Origin of the sequence: Paenibacillus sp. MER TA 81-3, assembly GCF_023713585.1 — a bacterium.
GTDB classification, from domain to species: domain Bacteria; phylum Bacillota; class Bacilli; order Paenibacillales; family Paenibacillaceae; genus Paenibacillus_B; species Paenibacillus_B profundus.
Map to the genome: position 1 here is coordinate 203,131 of NZ_JAMAWB010000006.1, position 18,302 is coordinate 221,432.

The 18,302-nt window shown below is 54.0% G+C and carries 11 protein-coding genes; 8 read left to right on the plus strand and 3 right to left on the minus strand.

The window, feature by feature from the left end; all coding sequences use genetic code 11:
- The first annotated feature begins 70 nt into the window (after positions 1-70).
- Positions 71-856, plus strand: coding sequence for a helix-turn-helix domain-containing protein (locus tag M3650_RS10510; RefSeq protein ID WP_019419260.1), 786 nt, complete (start codon positions 71-73; stop codon positions 854-856).
- Positions 857-990: 134 nt separating this feature from the next.
- Here M3650_RS10510 and asd read toward each other — a convergent pair whose 3' ends face one another.
- Positions 991-1,809 (minus strand): archaetidylserine decarboxylase, encoded by an 819-nt coding sequence (gene asd / locus M3650_RS10515; RefSeq protein ID WP_019419259.1) that lies wholly within the window; start codon positions 1,807-1,809, stop codon positions 991-993.
- A 150-nt stretch (positions 1,810-1,959) separates the two neighbouring features.
- On the minus strand, positions 1,960-3,060 hold the full coding sequence (locus M3650_RS10520) for a YheC/YheD family endospore coat-associated protein (RefSeq protein WP_251574524.1): 1,101 nt from the start codon (positions 3,058-3,060) through the stop codon (positions 1,960-1,962).
- Positions 3,061-3,301: 241 nt separating this feature from the next.
- Here M3650_RS10520 and M3650_RS10525 point away from each other — a divergent pair, with 241 nt between their 5' ends.
- Together M3650_RS10525 and M3650_RS10530 are read left to right on the plus strand one after the other, a co-directional pair.
- Positions 3,302-4,462, plus strand: coding sequence for a glycosyltransferase family 4 protein (locus tag M3650_RS10525; protein ID WP_251574526.1), 1,161 nt, complete (start codon positions 3,302-3,304; stop codon positions 4,460-4,462).
- 142 nt (positions 4,463-4,604) lie between these two features.
- Positions 4,605-13,070 carry a WIAG-tail domain gene (locus tag M3650_RS10530; RefSeq protein ID WP_251574528.1) on the plus strand — a complete coding sequence of 2,822 codons (8,466 nt, stop codon included), beginning with the start codon at positions 4,605-4,607 and terminating at the stop codon, positions 13,068-13,070.
- A 215-nt stretch (positions 13,071-13,285) separates the two neighbouring features.
- Here the strand turns inward: M3650_RS10530 and M3650_RS10535 are convergent, their stop codons facing one another.
- Positions 13,286-13,477, minus strand: a complete 192-nt coding sequence (locus M3650_RS10535) for a hypothetical protein (RefSeq protein WP_251574530.1) — start codon at positions 13,475-13,477, stop codon at positions 13,286-13,288.
- Positions 13,478-13,717: 240 nt separating this feature from the next.
- Between M3650_RS10535 and M3650_RS10540 the strand changes: the two genes are divergently transcribed.
- Genes M3650_RS10540 through rfbB form a run of 5 tightly spaced genes read left to right on the plus strand, consistent with a single transcriptional unit; the run spans position 13,718 to position 18,274 of the window.
- The gene (locus M3650_RS10540; protein WP_251574532.1) at positions 13,718-14,524 is read left to right on the plus strand and encodes a glycosyltransferase family 2 protein; all 807 of its coding nucleotides are present in this window, start codon (positions 13,718-13,720) and stop codon (positions 14,522-14,524) included.
- Positions 14,525-14,528: 4 nt separating this feature from the next.
- Positions 14,529-15,788: a glycosyltransferase family 2 protein gene (locus M3650_RS10545; protein ID WP_251574534.1), complete on the plus strand. Its 1,260-nt coding sequence runs from the start codon at positions 14,529-14,531 to the stop codon at positions 15,786-15,788.
- Positions 15,785-16,540 carry a glycosyltransferase family 2 protein gene (locus M3650_RS10550; protein WP_251574536.1) on the plus strand — a complete coding sequence of 252 codons (756 nt, stop codon included), beginning with the start codon at positions 15,785-15,787 and terminating at the stop codon, positions 16,538-16,540. The genes M3650_RS10545 and M3650_RS10550 overlap by 4 nt, the downstream gene beginning before the upstream one ends.
- A 13-nt stretch (positions 16,541-16,553) precedes the next feature.
- Positions 16,554-17,285 carry a sugar phosphate nucleotidyltransferase gene (locus tag M3650_RS10555; protein WP_251574538.1) on the plus strand — a complete coding sequence of 244 codons (732 nt, stop codon included), beginning with the start codon at positions 16,554-16,556 and terminating at the stop codon, positions 17,283-17,285.
- Positions 17,282-18,274, plus strand: a complete 993-nt coding sequence (rfbB, locus tag M3650_RS10560; RefSeq protein WP_233696966.1) for a dTDP-glucose 4,6-dehydratase — start codon at positions 17,282-17,284, stop codon at positions 18,272-18,274. The genes M3650_RS10555 and rfbB overlap by 4 nt, the downstream gene beginning before the upstream one ends.
- The last annotated feature ends 28 nt before the right edge of the window (positions 18,275-18,302 follow it).

Sequence of the window (18,302 nt, forward strand, 5' to 3'; positions counted from 1 at the left end):
GGAAATTTTCTCTCCTTAACCTAATAAATCTACTTTGCTTGTAAGAGCGATAGTGAAGGAGGCACTCACCGTGTTAAATGCTGCGCCGACTTTGTATGAATTAAAGCCGGCTTGTGCCAAGATTACGTGCGAACCGAATTGGAAATGGCTGAAGCGGGAGAAGGCAATGCCGAATTACGATTTGTTCTATGTATGGGGCGGGGAAGGGGAGCTGTTCCTCAATGATGAGCCGTATGACATTGGCAAAGGGAGCTGCTTCCTGTTTCGGCCGGGAGACCATACGTCCGCTACGCACAATCCACAGAAGCCGCTGACGCTGACGTATATCCATTTTGATGTCAATACGGAAGTCACCGAGATTCCCGCGCCTTATCGGAAGTTGGAGGAGACGGTCGACTTCGAACATTTGCTTGCGCGCTATGTCCGTTTATTCTTGGCTGATACGTATGGGGCTGAGATCGAGGCGCAGCTCGTCTTAAAGCAGTTGATGATCCATCTGCTGCGTGTAGACAAGGAAGAGCCGGGCGAACGAAAGACAAGCCATCAATTAGCGGAGTCCATTCAAGAAATTGCGAATTACATCCGTCAAAATCCGGGAGCCAATCACCGTATACAAGATTTGGCGAAGCGGGCGCAGCTGTCGCCGCGTTATTTTTCCGTAAAATTCAAAGAGCTGATCGGCATGTCAGTACAGACCTATATTATTCGTTCCCGCATCGAGCGGGCGGAGCATCTTCTGCATCACGCAGGCATGAACGTCACTGAAGTGGCGGATGCGCTCGGTTATCGGGATATTTTCTTCTTCAGCCGCCAATTCAAGCAATACACCGGACGCAGTCCATCCGAAATCCGTTAAGGATACGGGCGGGGCGTGAATCGGTTAGAACATGAACAAGGCCGCTTCCGGTTCTCTTGTCCACAAAGTGGAGAAGGAACGGAAGCGGCCTTGGCTTATATGTTGAAATTATCCGATGAGCAGCCGCAGCGCGCTCAAGCCTGCTGTTTCGGCTGGCGCTCCGGTCGCGCATGCAGCTGCCCCAAGCTTGCCCCCATCTTTACTTTCATGCCAAGCTGCAAATCGCTGCGCGGATCAAACGTGCCGCTCTCCGTCAGCAGCACGACCGTCGAACCGAATTCAAAGTAGGCAAGATCTTGTCCGCGTTCATAAGACGGCAGGACTGTATCATCCGTGTAGCGGATACTGCTCACGTTAAGCGCTCCTACTTTGACGACCGCCACTTCACCTGAAGCATGCCTAATATACGTAATTAACCGTTCGTTGCGGCTAAGCACTCTTGGCATATGACGCAGTCCGAAATCATTGACCGGGTATACCCGTCCCGGCACATGCTCGCTCTCCACGGTGGTACCTTTTACAGGGGAGTGAATACGATGATAATCGGTAGGGCTCAAATAGAGCACAAAGCAGTAGCCCCGCTTGTACTTTTGCCGATGCGGCGATCGGTGCAGCAGCTCGTCGAGCGTATAGTCTTGTCCCTTAACGTTAAAGATGAGCCCCTCTTCAATCGGTCCCATACCCGTAATGAGCGCGTCGACAGGACTGAGCAAGGTCTGCTCCCCTTCGGTGAGCGGTCGCATACCCGGCTTTAATCGCCGCGTGAAGAAGTCGTTCAGCGTGCGATATTCAAGGATCGGTTTCTCCGCTTCATCCACCTTTATTTTGTACGTCTTCGCGAAGGTGGGAATCAATTTCCGGCTAAATCCTGAGTTGGCAAAGCTTCCGGCTATGCGCGATACCCATTTGCGCGAGGACAATTCGGTTAACAGCCGTAACAGTCGTTTCTTCATCGTTTACAATCACCTGGTTTATGTGGCGCCGCCATGGGACGCCCTGTATTTTGTCATCACACAGAACCACGTTACCCGTGCTTCCTGTGGACTATCTTGACACAGAACGCCCCTTTTTTCAATACAATAGTACATAACGGCGCAAGCCAATTACCGATGTTGATGCTGATGAATTAGTGAAGATCCATAAGCAATGGGATTGGTATATGTGGCCTTCCACGTTTCGATCTCATTTGCCTCGCGAAAGCTGTAACGTTGGTCCCGTCCGTTGCATTCGATAAATAAAGGCATTCCATCCGGAGAGACTCCGATGTCGAGCCCGACATCTGCCAAGTGGGGAAGGACCTGAGACAGTCTGCATGCGACGCGCAGGGAGAATTCGCTTACGCGCTGGTGAAGCAAGGCATAGGACAGATGGGGAAACGCGGCTGCCGCCAAATCCTCGAAGCGTTGGACCTTACCGCCTTGAGCTACATTCGTTAAGAAGGTGTGCGGCGGAGCGACTTTGCCGACGATGCCTGTTACTTGCCATTCTCCCGATCCGTCACGTTGTACCGATACACGCAAGTCGAATGGGCGCTTGCGATACGTTGCTAAAGGAAGCAGCTGCTGCACGAGGTAGGTTTCATTGGCGAGCTTAGACATGACGCTCCAAGGCAGACTGCCGTGTCCCGTCTCCGCTATTCTCCAGTGGCGAACACGATTGGAAGTACGAGCCAAGTATGTGGTCCGCCATCTGGTCCGCACGCGTTCCAGCTTCATAACACCGCGCCCGATACTGCTGTTATCCGGCTTGAGTATGAGCGCATCGTAGCGATCCATCATTGCGGTGATGGAATCTTGTTGCGCGATGGCTGTATCAGGGAGATGGGGGGCGATGCTGCGATCCGTGCGCAGCAGCTCGTGAATAGTTATTTTCCCGTACCGGTTTACTTGATTAAACAGAGCGACTTCACGCTCAACCAAAGCGCGGACGCGGGCATGTGCAGCCGAGCGAAAATAGATAGCCCGATTATGGATGACGCGGGGAAGAGGCATGCGACGCCTCACATAGCCTCCGCGTCCTCTCACATAGGCGGAGACCTCCATGTTGCGAATATCTATGTCTTCGATGCGGAAATAGCATGGAGTAACCCCGAACTGCCGGGCTGCTTCTTCATAAAAAGAAACCGCTTCGTGCTTTGTTTTTCCACGGATAAGTCCGCGCAATAAATTTGCATTGAACAAGATGCCGATTCGGTTATCGGACATGGACGTACCTCCTCCAGGTTCAAAGCGCAAGTACGCTTTGCCAGCGGCGATAATGCATCGTATGTATGTCCCCTGCCAAGGGTATGGACGAGTGCAGAAGGCCGAATGTCTAATTTCACGGTAAGAGGCAGTTTCAAAAGCTACTTTTGATAACAAAGGTTGGCAAGAAGCTAATTCGACGTCGAAGCTTGCAGTGCGATTGGCAAAGGCGAACGATAGAATTAACGAAAGGAGGACCGTCATGCGCTTACCTAAAGTTGCAGTCATTACTCCGGGGACTTTTCCGATACCTTCCGGTTCCAGCAGCTCCGTGGAGCGTGTGGTTGAGTATGTGTCAGGCTTGGCTTCCGACCGGATGGATGCTCGCATTTATTCGAAGCAGTGGTTCGGACAAGAACGGTATGGAACGGTTCGCGGCGTGCCGTGCGAACGGGTCAGTGCGGGAAGCGCACGGATGTATTTGCAAGGGGTAATGCAGCGTCTGCGCTCGTTTGCTCCAGACATTATTCAGGTAGAGAACCGCCCCCGCTTCGTTCTGCCGCTCATCCGCTCCTTTCCGGATTCCCGGGTATGGCTCAGTCTCCATTCCACGACATTTATAAACCCGAAGCACATTGCACCGAGAATGCTGCGGCTGGCGCTGCGTGCCGTTGAACGAATTTTTGTGAACAGCCGTTATTTGTTCAATCAAGTGGCGGCGGTATGCCCGGATTGTGCAGGCCGCATCATCATCAATCCGCTTGGGGTGGATGGAGAACGGTTTATATCCCGCTGGACAGATGACGGTGAACGGAGAGTGCGTGCGGGCAAGCAGATGCAGGGCTGGGAGCATCGCGACATCATTATGTATGTAGGGCGGATTATCCCCTTGAAAGGGGTGCACTTTTTGCTGCGGGCCTTGCCCCAAGTCATTGCGAAGCATCCGCAGGCGCTGTTTGTCATTGTCGGTAGCGCTTTTTACGGTTCCCCGCGGAAGACGGCCTATGTGCGCAAGCTGGAGCGAATCGGCAGAAAATACCCGCATCATGTCCGGTTCATCCCTTATGTCCCACATCAGGAAGTGCCAAAGTGGTATGCGCTGGCCGATATTGTCGTGGTCTCGTCCGTGGCAAGGGAAGCATTCGGTCTCGTTAATCTCGAAGCGATGGCCTCGGGCGTGCCCGTCGTGGCGACCAGAGTAGGCGGAATTCAAGAAGTCGTAAAAGACGGGGTGACTGGGCTGCTCGTCCCTCCGTTCCGCTTGAAGGAGCAATTGACCGGAGCGTTAGTTCATATGTTGGGGGATAGTGAAATGAGGCGCCGCATGGGAGAGGCAGCCGTGCAGCATGTGCAGACCCATTTCACTTGGAAACAAACGGCGGAACGGTGGGCGGATGAGGTATGCGGATGCCAAATCGAGTAGAAGCGATATTTACTCCATATCCGAAAAAAAGCGCATTTTCTAAATGTTGGGCAGGGAACGGCATAGGCGAGTGACGGGATAGCACTTGGGTGCATATAATGCTTTAGGTTTAGACTGTAGCCCGTCGGAAAGGAGAGAGCACATGAAAAAAAAGAAAGAAAATCGTCCAGCTAAGGGCAAGAGGCCGCTCTATTATGTGGATAATCCGAACACGTCGGAATTGCAAATGCTGGACCGTATGTCCAAATCGATTAAGAGCAAAGAAGCACAGCAAAAGAAAGCCAGCATTAATGCGCTGGCAGAGCCGCCTGCCGAGATAATTGCGCCGGCAGCGCAAACTAATCAAGATGCGCCCGGAACGCTTTCCAACCTCTTGCAGGAGGAATTATTCGTCACATCCGAAGCGAAGCCGGCTGAGATCATCACCGCTTCTTCTGCAGAACGGGTTCAAGCGGATTTATCTCCGTCCGATGCGGCGGTTTCAAGTCATGACCAAGTCCCGGAGGCCCGGGGGATCCAGAGCTTGCAGGAACCTGCTGCTGCCGGAGCTTCCAAAGTCTCCAAAGTCTCTAAAGTCTCCAAAGAAAAAGTTCCCGAGCCTGCTCCGCAGCCAGAGACGCATGCAGCCATTATCCCGAATTCTCCGCCTCCTCCCGCATCGTCATCTCCAGCGATTCCAGCAACGAATTCTTCAACAGATGATCCAGACAGCAGCCAGCAAACCGAGGAGTCCGGCTCCGTTCCTGCAGCCTCCAAGAGCCGATCGGCAGAAGGTAGAACAGGGGATGGCAGAAAGGCGGAAGGAAACTTACTGCCGGACACAAAGCCAAAAACAGTTCGGGATGAAGAGAAGCTGGAGCAGAAGAAGGAAGAGGAAAGGGCGCAGTGGTTGGCGGAAAAGCGAAGCCAAGCACGTGCCAAAGCGTTTGTATACACCGATGACATCGCGGATGAAGCTGTCACAGACGAGAAGTTGGCTTCTTACTCCATTAGCGGTTCGAAACTGAAGCGGGAAAGCGTGGATACCGACGCCTTGTGCGACTACGCTGTTTCCGCCATTAAGATAGCGGATAACGCAGTAACGGGCTCAAAGCTCGCTCCGGAATCGATATCCGGAGAGCATTTAATACGCAATGCCATATCCGGAAGTAAAATTCGGGACCGTTCCATTACAGGCGGGAAAATTAAAGACGGAAGCATTACTTCAGAGAAGCTGGCGGACAAAACGATTGACTCCGACAAAATTGCCGAGGGCTCCATTCAAACGAAACATTTAAGTGGATTTATTATTACTTCCGAATTAATTCAGGATCAATCGATTACTTCGGACAAAATTCGCAGCGGCGCCATTCAAATCGAAAACTTGGCTAATGAGGTTGTCGATGCATCTAAGCTGGGTGAGGACGCGATTACGACATCAAAGATACGAAACGGAGCAGTGACGGGTGACAAGTTGGCCGCGGGCAGTGTGAGAACCCCGCATCTAGTAGATGGCAGTGTGTCTGGTCGAGCAATAGCCGATCAAGCCGTAGAAAGCCGCCATATCGGTCACGGACAGATTCAGGGCATTCATATAGCTCCCGGGTCCTTAATCGGATCTCAGCTTCAGGCTCGCTCCGTCCATGGCAGCCACATCGCTTCAGGCTCCATTGAGTCCAAACATCTTCATGAAGAAGCAGTACGGCAGGAGCATATCGGGCAGAGCGAGATTCAAAGCTGGCACCTTAGTGAGCAATCCGTTAACGCGGAGAAGCTAGCCGACCAGGCAATTACGACGATGAAGCTCGTCGATCATGCAGTAACTGCCTCCAAGATAGCCGATCAGAGTATTGTCTCTACGAAAATAGCCGATGAAGTGGTCCAGTCCCGGCATATTGCGAAACAATCGATCGGTTCGCAGAATATAGCTCCGCTATCCGTGAATGCACAGCATATTCATCCGGATGCTATCGGAGGAGAACATATCGAGCAGGACTCCATCGCGGATAAGCACCTCAAGGACGGGGCGGTAAAAGCGTATAATATTGCACCCGGGGCGGTCCAGGGCCAACACTTGGATGTGCGAGCGATTAACACGACGCACCTTGAAGATGGTGCGGTGACGACGGAGAAGCTGGCTCTGCAAAGCATTACGACAGATCGCGTCGCTGACGAATCCGTTACGCGGCAGAAGCTGGCGGAATGGAGTGTCACTTCGGATAAATTGGCAGACGACAGCGTCTTGGCACGACACCTCAGCGATGGTGCCGTCAGTTCGCCGGCCATTGAACAGAACGCCGTACTTGAGGGGCACATTGCACCGGGAGCGATCGGCAGCGAGCATATCCGCTCTCAGACGATCGAATCCGCCATGCTGAAGCAAGAAGCGGTTACCAGTGATAAGATTGCTCCTCATTCGATACGGGATCGGCATATCGGAGCAGGTGTCGTTCATTCCCATCACTTAGCTGATCATGTTGTCACTTCGCTGAAGCTGTCCCCGGAAAGCGTATCTACCGATAAGCTGAGCGACATGTCGGTCACCTCCATCAAGCTGGCGAATATGAGCGTGACTACTGACAAATTGGCGATAGACAGCGTGGAGGCCATTCACTTATCCGAAGGTTCCGTCACTTCTGAAGCGATACGGGACGCGTCGATACTGCCCCTGCACATTTCGGCTTCGGCCATCGGGAGCGATCATCTGCAGCCGGATTCGATTAACAGCCAAGCGATTCAAAGCGAAGCGATAAATACGGAACATGTGGCACCTCACAGTATTACCTCCCGGCAATTGGCACCTGACAGTGTTCAAGCCGTTCATATCGCCGATGATACGATTGGCAGCACTCACCTTCGTCAGCATAGCATCGAGACCGCACATTTGCAGGACGGGGCGGTCACAGAGGAGAAGCTGGCTGGAGACAGTGTAACTTCTGAGCATATCCAAGCGTCTAGCGTTACCGAAACACATGTTCAGGACGGGGTCATTACTTCCCGCAAGTTGGCTCATGAAGCGGTGCAATCTGAGCATCTGTCTGAAGGCTCAATTCAAGAGCGACACCTTGCTCCGCGCTCGGTCAATGAAACCCATATCCAACCGCAAGCCATTACGGCCGATATGCTGCAGGATAACAGCATCACGAACGATAAGCTGGCACCTCAAGCCATTACGAGCAAGCATATTGCGCTCGAAACAATCTCAGGCAAGCATTTGCGGGTCGAATCTATTCAAGGCTATCATCTGAAAAAGGGCACGGTTTCCTTGCTGCATCTCGGCCCGGATGTGCTCTCAGGTGATTTTCTTCCGGAAAACGGCCTGCCTGGGCGCAAACTGCAGTCGGAATCGATTCAAAGCACGCATTTGGGCGACTCTGTCATTCGAGAACGGCATGTAGACACAGGAGCCGTTACCTCGTCCAAAATCGCTCCGTATGCCGTTACAAGTGAACATCTGGAAGCAGGGGCTGTAACAAGCGGACATATTGCGCAGCATGCCGTGACGAGCAGCCATCTTCAGGAAGGAGCCGTGACGGAACGGCATATAGCTGAAGACAGCATATCGGGATTGCATCTGCAAGAAGGCGTAATATCCAGCTTGCATATGGCTGCCGATGCAGTACGCTCAGAGGCGATTGCGGAAGGTGAAATCTGCAGTCGGCACATCGCAAAGCATGCGGTTGTTGAAGAGCACTTGGCTGAAGGCTCGGTATCCATGGAGCATTTACAAAAGGATTCCGTCGCCGGTGAACATTTGCGCAGCTCTTCGATCGGTTCACATCACTTGCAGCCGGATTTGATTGAGTCGAAACATTTGAAGTCAGGCACCATTTTATCGGAGCATTTGACCGAGGGGGTCGTGCTGCCTCATCATTTGCGCGAACAGATTATTAACGAAGCGCACTTGCAATCGGGTATTGTCCGGACGGATACGCTGCAAGACGGTGCCGTTCATGCAAGTAAAATGGCCGAGGGAGCCGTGCAAAGCAGACAGTTGGCAGAGCAAGCGGTTGAGCCCCGTCATTTGACAGACGAAGCGGTTCAAAGCCGCCACTTGGCGGAAGGTTCCATAGAGGGCCGTCATCTGGCCGGATGCGAGGTTGGCGCGGAGCACATCGTACCGATGTCGATTAAGAGCCGCCATTTGGCAGAGAACAGCATCCAGAGAAATCATCTGGCGCCTGGAGTCGTGCAGACGAAGAATGTGGAGAATGATGCGGTCACTTCTGAAAAAATAGCACCGAAAGCGGTGCGCAGCGAGCATATTGAACCTCGTGCCATCGCGGCTTATATGCTGCAGGATGCAAGCATCATCAATGAGAAGCTGGCGGATGGCAGCGTTACGAGCAACAAGATTGCGAAGCGCACCGTGCATTCCGCACATCTCAACTCCCAATCTGTACAGTCCGATCATATCGGCAATGAGGCGGTCGAAGCGCGTCATATTGCAGACCGTGCTGTGCGGACACATCATATCGGACCTGGCGAAGTGGATGGCACGCATATCGCCGAAGCCTCCATCTTCGGACCGCATTTGCGGCAAGCCTCGATTCGGAGCGATCATCTGGCAGACGGCTCGATCTCGAGTGACAAGTTGACGGACGGAGCGGTAACAGAGAGCAAGCTGGGGCGCGGAACGGTAAGCAGCGAGCATTTGCAGCTGCAGTCCATTACGAATGCGGTTCTGAAGGATGGCTGCGTAACGGTCGACAAGATTGCGGCTGACAGCATCACTTCGGAAAAATTAAGCGCCCATGCTGTAGGTTCTGCCCAATTGGCGCTCGAAGCGGTCAAGGAAGAGCATCTAGAGAATGGTGCTATCGGTTCGCGTCAGATCGCTGCTCAAGCGGTGCGGGGACATCATATCGGATCTGGCGAAATTTCCACTTTCCACCTTCAGGCTAACATCGTGGGTTCTGAACAACTGAAGGCATCCTCCGTACGGGAAGAGCATATCGCAGATGCCGCCATTACTGGAGAGAAGCTGCAAGAACGCTCCGTAACTGGCAAAAACATTGCGCCGAAGGCAGTATCGGGGGAGCACATTCAAGATGCTGCCATTACGACCGATATGCTGCAGGCAGGCAGCGTCACGAGTGGGAAGCTGGCTCATGGCACGGTAGGCGGCGAACATCTATCACGGCAAGCGGTCGGACCGCAGCATTTGCAGTTGAACAGCGTGCAGACGGAGCATATCCAGGATGAGTCGATTCATGGAGCGAAGCTGGCGGAGCGCGCGGTGTCGAGCACGAAGCTGGCAATGGGAGCCGTTCAGGCCGATCATATCGAAGCAGGGGCTGTGCAAAAGCAGAGCCTGGCTGACGGCAGCGTCACCACGTCGAAGCTGGCGAATGGCGCAGTGACGGCTGAACAGTTGGCCGATGGCAGCGTATCTGCGCACAAATTGCAGGCGGAATCGATTCAGCGCAAGCATGTGGCAGCCAACGCGGTAGGAGAAGATCAGATTAGCTACGGGGCGGTGAAGGGAAGGCACATCCAGGCGGGTGAAATCTCTTCGGCACATCTCCAGCCGATGTCTATCCGACCGGAACATATTCTTCCGGGAGCTTTTCAGCTCAATCATTTGGCGATGGATGGATTGAACGGTGAGCACATCGCAGATTCATCGATTAGCGGAGCTAAATTGATGGAGCGGAGCGTTGCGTCGTTACATCTACAGCCCGCCGCGGTGACGGAAGCTGCGTTAGCAGACGGCAGCGTAAGCGGAGCGAAGCTGGCGCCGGACGCCGTAGAAGGCGAGCATCTGGCGAGCGGTTCAGTGGGAGCGGAGCATTTGCAGGCGGGAGCGGTCGGCAGCGAGCAGCTCAGAAGCGGAGCGGTGACTGCGACGCATGTGCAATTGGGAGCCATAGGCAGCACGCATGTGCAGCCGAATGCGATTGGTGCGGAGCATCTGCAGCCTGCCGCGGTGACGGAAGCTGCGTTAGCAGACGGCAGCGTAAGCGGAGCGAAGCTGGCACCGGTCGCCGTGGAAGGCGAGCATCTGGCGAGCGGCTCGGTGGGAGCGGAGCATTTGCAGGCGGGAGCGGTCGGCAGCGAGCAGCTCAGAAGCGGAGCGGTCACTGCGACGCATGTGCAATTGGGAGCCATAGGCAGCGCGCATGTGCAGCCGAGTGCGATTGGTGCGGAGCATCTGCAGCCTGCCGCGGTGACGGAAGCGGCGTTAGCAGATGGCAGCGTAAGCGGGGCGAAGCTAGCGCCGGACACCGTAGATGGTGAGCATTTGGCGAGCGGCTCGGTGGGAGCAGAACATTTGCAGGCGGGTGCAGTTGGCTGCGAGCAGCTAAGAAGCGGAGCGGTCAATGCCACGCATGTGCAATTCGGTTCTATCGGCAGCTCGCATGTGCAACCGAGTACGATCGGAGCCCAGCATCTGCAGCCTGCCGCTGTAACAGAAGCGGCGTTAGCAGATGGCAGCGTAAGCGGAGCGAAGCTGGCGCCGGACGCCGTAGATGGTGAGCATCTGTTGAGTGGTTCGGTGGGAGCGGAGCATTTGCAGGCGGGCGCAGTCGGCAGCGCGCAGCTCAGAAGCGGAGCGGTGACTGCGACGCATGTGCAATTGGGGGCCATCGGCAATGCGCATGTACAGCCGTCCGCGATCGGTGCAGAGCATCTGCAGCCTGCCGCTGTAACAGAAGCGGCGTTAGCAGATGGCAGCGTAAGCGGGTCGAAGCTAGCACCGGACACTGTAGATGGTGAGCATCTGTTGAGTGGTTCGGTGGGAGCGGAGCATTTGCAGACGGGCGCAGTCGGCAGCGTGCAGCTCAGAAGCGGAGCGGTGACTGCGACGCATGTGCAATTGGGGGCCATCGGCAATGCGCATGTGCAGCCGTCCGCGATCGGTGCAGAGCATCTGCAAGACGGAGCGATAAGCGAAGCAGCCCTTGCCGACGGCAGCGTGAGCGGAGCGAAGCTGGCATCAGGAGCCGTAGAAGGCGAGCATCTGGCGAGCGGTTCAGTGGGAGCGGAGCATTTGCAGGCGGGAGCGGTCGGCAGCGAGCAGCTCAGAAGCGGAGCGGTGACTGCGACGCATGTACAATTGGGGGCCATCGGAAGTGCGCATGTGCAGCCGAGTGCGATTGGAGCCGAGCATCTGGCGAGCGGTTCAGTGGGGGCGGAGCATTTACAAGCGGGAGCGGTAGGCAGCGGGCAGCTCAGAAGCGGAGCGGTGACTGCGACGCATGTACAATTGGGAGCCATCGGAAGTGTGCATGTACAGCCGAATGCGATTGGTGCGGAGCATCTGCAGGACGGAGCGATAAGCGAAGCAGCCCTTGCCGAAGGCAGCGTGAGCGGAGCGAAGCTGGCACCGGGAGCCGTGGAAGGTGAGCACCTGGCGAGCGGCTCGGTGGGAGCGGAGCAATTGCAGACGGGCGCAGTCGGCAGCGTGCAGCTCAGAAGCGGCGCAGTTAATGCGACGCATGTGCAATTGGGAGCTATCGGCAGCGCGCATGTGAGGGCGTCCGCGATCGGTGCAGAGCATCTGCAAGATGGGGCAGTGGGCGATTCGGCCCTTGCAGACGGCAGTATTAGCGGGGGGAAGCTGGCATCGGGTGCGATTGGAGGCGAACAGATTGCCGCAGGTTCCATTGGTATATCTCACCTGAGCGAACACACCTTGACGCTGCTGGCTGGTGCCGCACAACAGCCACATCCAACCCCTGCAACGCTGGACACGATTAAGGGAGGCGGCCTTGGCAACGGAATTATCGAAGCCCGGCATATGCAAGCCGACGCGATTGGGAGCACTGCGCTGCAAGACGGCGCCGTTACTACAGCGAAGCTGGCGACTCAAGCGGTAGGCTCCATTCACTTACAGGATCAGAGCGTTAAGGCCGCTCATCTGGAGCCATATTCGGTTGGCTCGGAACAACTGGATACGCATGCCGTGCATAGCGATCATATTGCTCCGAATACGATACTTGCGAAGCACATTTCCTATGGAGCTATTCACAGTTCTCATCTGGCGGCGGGAGAAATATGGGGCACGCATATCGCCGCCGACGCGATTGAAGCCGGTCACCTTGCACCTAATGCTGTACAATCGGTTCATATCGGCCACGACAGCGTGCAATCCGAACACCTGCAGGCTCAAAGCGTCGATTCGGAGCATATCCGGGACGGAGCGGTACGGGAAGCAGCTATAGCCGACGGGAGTGTATCCGCCATGAAGCTGGCGGATCAGAGCGTAGCTGCGAAGCATCTAAGCCCGCAAGTCGTACAGCAGGAGCATCTGTCCTTCGACCTGATTACCGAACAGCATTTACAAGAAGGCAGCGTCGGTGCCGGTCATTTGCAGCCAGGAGCCGTAACGGTTGAAGCCTGCTCTTTCGGTCCGGTCCGTACAGGGAATGGGAAGCCAGCAGCATTGCAGCAGTTCGGAATGACGGCATTTACGTTCAGTGATCATGACGAAAAAATAGAGCTGGCCATTCCATTTGAGGAAGCCTACGCAGGCTGTAATTACACGATTGTGGCGATGACCAATCACTCCGCTTGCTATGCTGTTCTAAAATCACAGGCACCGGATCATGCCGTAATTGAAATCATTCGTATGAGAATTAGCCCGCAGCCAGCTGGATTCGTATCCTGGATTGCACTTGGCTGAATACGGGTGTCAATGAGTCAGTTCAAGAAGAGAAGAAGCCGTTGGCATACGTTGACGGCTTCTCTTTTTTTGATCATTTAGAATGTATAAGAAAAATCGGGATAAACGAAAAGATGTTATCGGGCCCCGTGAAGTTGCTCTTATGACCATTCTCCCATACAGTCAGGAGGGATAACGTCGAGGTTAAGTGATATGTCCGTTTCTATACCATTACATTAGGCGGCCGAATATGATGTCAATCTACCAGAGTGGTCGTTGGGCGTGTCGGTTATGTAGCAAAGCGTCCGTTCCCGTTCAGATTGCCCGCGCTTCAGGAAAAAAGCCGAGCGCGTCTGTATGCGCGCGATGAGCTCCGGCAGAGATACAATGAGCAGCGCAATCAATAGCCAGACGTTCCAGGTGCCCACTGGTTCATCCTGCCCGTCCGGTTACGGAATGACACGGTATAGAATAAGTATCATACTAAAGAAGAAGGAAATGAACCGTTCGATCGGGTCATTTCCTTCTTCTTTATTATTGGTGCATGAATCGCTGCTAATTTCCGCATGTGCGGGACGGCATATGTACAGATGCCGTTGCAACATTCCGGTTCATTCATACAATGTGATGTATACAGAGGCGGAAACGTAAACAGGAGGTGATACGAATTGCGTCAGGCGAAGCGGCTTCGACCGCGGTTCACGCGAGGGCGTAAACGGCGCACTCGCATGCGGTTCATATGTACTCATCCTCATCCTGTCGTCTCGGTCATTATTCCTGTCATGAACGAACGGCGCACGATTTCCCGCGTTATTAAAGAGGCAGCAAGGGTCCACCCGCAGACTGAAGTCATCGTCGTCTGCAACGGAACGACGGATGGCTCGGATCGAATTGCCGCAGCCTTGGGCGTTCGCTTGCTCCGTTTCCCGTCCCCGCTTGGTCATGATGTGGGCCGTACTGTCGGAGCCCAGGCGGCTGGAGGGGACATATTACTGTTTATTGATGGGGACATGATTATATCGGCTTCGAAACTGCGGCCTTTTATTACAGCGGTGGCAGATGGGATTGACGTTGCTTTGAACGACTATTCGGGGCCTACCAACAAGCGTGAGGTACATCGGGTCGTCTTGGCCAAGCATGCTTTGAACACTTTGCTGTCCAGGCCGGAGCTGAAGGGGACATCGCTTACTGCGGTCCCTCATGCTATTAGCCGCCGCACCTTGGATACTATCGGCTCGGAGGCGTTATCAGTTCCGCCGCTCGCGCATGCCATGTCCGTTCTGCGTGGGCTTAACGTCAAAGCGGTGCACGCTGTCGACGTGGGCAAGCTGAATCCGATTCGAGTTCACGGTCGGGATCCGCTTGAGCATATGATCCAATATGATCATTTGCAAGCAGTGCGTTGGATCGTTGAACAGGCTGGAGATCGTGGAGGTCATTCCGATTTAACAAGACAACGAGGGCGGGTGAAATGACGCGATGAAGCAAATGAAGCGGAAAGCGGCAGGTCGCGTGCATGGATTCAACCACAAGCGCTCTCAGACGAAGCGAATGTCCAAGGCAGCCAGAAGCACCAACCGCATCGGTTCGTGGCGCAGCTATACGAAAATGAAACAAAGCGGCGGGAAGCGGCTCTCGCATTCCAGACGGAGATTCATTCGGTCCCATTCGGATAAGCGAACACACGCCCACCCATCGTCCGGTCAGGCAGCAGCGGACCGCCGGACATCGGTTCCGGTGGAATGGCTCCGTGCCGCAGCTGAGGCAGGGCATGCCGATGGAAGAGAATATGCAGGCGCTTGTGAGACGCCATCCAGCGTTCGGCGAGCCAATGTCATTCGCCGCATGCAGACGCATTTCTCCCACTTTTCAGAGCGATATCAACCTATTGCTGTAGCTTATAACCAGGTGAAGGCATTAGCCGCAGCATATCACGAAGGTTTTACCGTTCCCTTTTTCCCGCAAGCGAAGGATGCAGTTCTTCTCCCGACGACGAAGACGATGGACGTGGTGGTCACCGCATGCAATGAAGAGAACAGCATCGCAACCGTCATGAAGGAACTATCCCGCTTGCCGTTAGGTGAAACGATTGTGATTGTTAACGGCTCAACAGACAACACCTTGCATACGGTCCGTCAGTCTTCCGACGAGGCGACGGTTATTCATTATCCGGAAGCACTCGGTCATGATGTCGGACGTTCAATCGGCGCAAAACTATCGCGGGGTGACATCGTGCTGTTTGTCGACGGAGATTTTGCGATACCTGCAGAAGAGCTGGGTGCTTTTGTGTGGGCGGTTCATACCGGGGTGGACGTGGCTTTGAATGATATCGGTCCGTTCCTGCACAACTTCGATAAGCAGGACGGAATTACGCACTGCAAGCAGTGGTTGAACCGTAGCTTGGGGAGAGATGACTTGTATGCGAATTCCATGACAGCCATCCCGCATGCTTTAAGCCGCAAGGCTCTTGATACTATCGGTTTTCAAGCATTGAGCGTGCCTCCGAAGGCTCAAGCGCTCGCTATTGCTCGCGGCCTCAATGTACAATCGGTCCACACGGTGGATGTCATCAACAAGAACCGTGTTCGCGATACGAACGTAGGAGCAGTCAATCCGGTGGCTGAACTTATACTGGGGGATCATCTGGAGGCGCTTCGGTCTTTAATGGACGAAGGGGCGTCCATGCTGCGCAGCGACCAGCAACGCGAACGTATTGCGCTAAGGAGGAATAGCATATGACGGCACCGTATCGCTCTCAGATGACAAGCATCATCATTCCTACGCATAACCGTCTGGCGCTCCTGCGAGAGTGTGTTGAAGCGATTCAAGAACATACGGCCGTTCCTTATGAAATCATTATCGTCGACAATGGTTCTACTGACGGAACAATCGATTTCTGCCTGCAACAGGGGCTGACATTCGTCTCATTGCCGGACAATCGCGGCTTTCCTGCTGCGTGCAACAGAGGGCTTCAGATTGCTTCCGGAGAGCAACTGTTGTTGTTGAATAATGACGTCGTAGTGTCTTATCGGTGGTTGGATAATCTGTTGGATGCATTGTACGAGACGGATGTGATAGGGATCGTCGGTCCGACTACGAATTACGCTAGTGGAAAACAGCAGGTCAGCTACCCATATGATGATATACAGCAATTCCATCGATTAACCCGCTCGGTGAACGCGCCTGACCCGGCCAAGCGCCAGCGCGTGCAGCGAATTGTCGGCCTCTGCTTTTTGTTCAAGCGCCAGTTGCTGCATACCGTAGGACTATTTGATGAACGATTCAGCCCCGGCCATTACGAGGATGACGATTATTGCTATCGCGCTCGTCTGCAAGGCTACGACTTGACGTTATGCGGTGATGTTCTCGTGCATCATTACGGCAGCGCCAGCTTTCGCGATCACGGGGAACAAGCGTTGAAAGAGCTAATAGAACGCAATTATGAACGTTTTGTAGAAAAATGGAATCTGAATCCACATTTGTTCATGTAAGGAGGGAGAAGGATTGAAAGGAATCATTCTGGCGGGAGGCACTGGCACCCGTCTATATCCATTGACTAAGCTAATTAACAAGCATCTGCTGCCAGTAGGGAAGCATCCAATGGTAAGCTATGGCATTGAACGTCTTCGCACGGCAGGCATCAAAGATATATTTATGGTTATTGGCAAATCTTCTGCTGCATTATATACCGATTACTTCGGCAGCGGGAGAGCGCACAGCGTTCATGTAACTTACGCCATTCAGGAGGAAGCGGGAGGCATCGCGCAAGCTCTGTCTTTAGCAGAACCCTATCTTGCTCCAGGCGAGAAATTCGTCGTGCTGTTGGGAGATAATCTATTCCAAGACGACTTGACTCCTTTTGTGAAGGCATTCCACGAGCAGCCTCAAGGGGAAGCGCGCGTACTGTTGAAGCACGTCCACGATCCACGCCGGTATGGTGTTCCCGTATTTGATGCTGCAGACAAGGAACGCATCAAGCGAATCGAAGAGAAGCCGAAGCATCCGCAATCCTCGTATTGCGTTACCGGGATATATATGTACGACACCGATGTGTTCAATCATATTCATTCGATTGTTCCGTCTGCGCGCGGAGAACTGGAAATTACGGACGTGAACAATTGTTATGCTCAAGCTGGCAAGCTTCAATATGATATTATGCAAAATTGGTGGACTGACGCCGGGACTTTTGAATCGCTGCATGAGGCGGCCATTCAACTTCGGGGGGTGCACCTGTGAGAAAGCTGCTTGTCACTGGCGGGATGGGGTTTATCGGCAGCAACTTCATCCTGCACATGCTATCTCGCTATGATGATCTGCACATTACGAACATCGATGCGCTCACCTACGCTGGCAATCCAGATAATTTGTCAGACATCGCTCATTCGGACGCTTATCGCTTTGTTCGGGCAGATATAACGGACGCAGAGCAAGTGGGGCGTATATTTGCCGAGAATCCGTTCGATGGAGTCGTTCATTTTGCTGCAGAATCTCATGTAGATCGCAGTATTGTCCATCCAGAGGCATTCGTGCGTGCCAACGTGCTGGGAACGTTCCACCTGCTAGAAGCGGCAAGACGCTATGAGACACCGAAATTCATACATGTATCGACAGATGAAGTGTATGGGACATTGGGAGATACCGGGTACTTTACGGAACAATCACCGCTCATGCCCAACAGTCCTTATTCGGCAAGCAAGGCAGGCTCTGATCTGTTAGCACGCTCTTACGCACAAACCTACGGATTGCCGGTCATCATTACCCGCTGTTCGAACAACTACGGACCAAGACAGTTCCCCGAGAAATTGATCCCCACTATTATATTGCGCGCGCTTCATGACGAACCGATTCCGATATACGGTGACGGTACTCATGTGCGGGATTGGCTATACGTGATGGATCATTGTGCAGCGATAGATGCGGCATTAAGGCGAGGGATAGCGGGTGAAGTGTACAACATTGGCGGACATCATGAACGCACCAACCTCGAGGTGACGCGCATGGTGCTGCAGGAGTTGAGGAAGCCTGAGTCCTTGATTACGTTCGTGGCGGACCGATTAGGTCATGATAAACGGTACGCCATTGATCCGGCGAAGACGGAACGAGAACTTGGCTGGCGTCCAGGCAAGGAGTTAGAGCAGGGGATGAAGGAAACGATTATGTGGTATGTAACGAATCGAAGCTGGTGGGAACGCGTCCGTTCCGGCGCTTACCTCGAGGGACGCTGAACCGGCATCTTTGGCCGAACGGCACCGA